General features: G+C 41.8%; 1 protein-coding gene. It reads right to left on the reverse strand.

Features of this window, described 5'->3' with window-relative positions; translation table 11 throughout:
- On the reverse strand, positions 1–294 hold a 294-nt coding region (locus E0D98_RS26415), incomplete at both ends, for an ISAs1 family transposase (RefSeq protein WP_131891622.1).

The following is a 294-nucleotide window of genomic DNA, read 5'->3' on the forward strand; positions in this document are numbered from 1 at the left end:
TTAAGAAGTTCTGGGATAGCTGTAATCTCATTAGATTTCTCATCCGTCTTGATCTGTCCGATGACCAGACTGTGCATTGTTGAGAACGCACTAATGACATGAATCGCTCCCCTGCGGCGACTCTTGTAATAAGAGTGTCGGAGCGTTTTTCCATCAATTGCAATGAAGTCTTTATCATCTGAAGAATGGCAGTCACGCATCCAGTTAATAAAGCACTCGTGAAATTTTGCAGGACTGATACAGGATACAACTCTGGCAATGGTATCGTGAACAGGAATACCATTTTCAAAATCA

This window comes from Escherichia sp. KCJ4928 (genome assembly GCF_004352695.1).
Taxonomy (GTDB): domain Bacteria; phylum Pseudomonadota; class Gammaproteobacteria; order Enterobacterales; family Enterobacteriaceae; genus ECMA0423.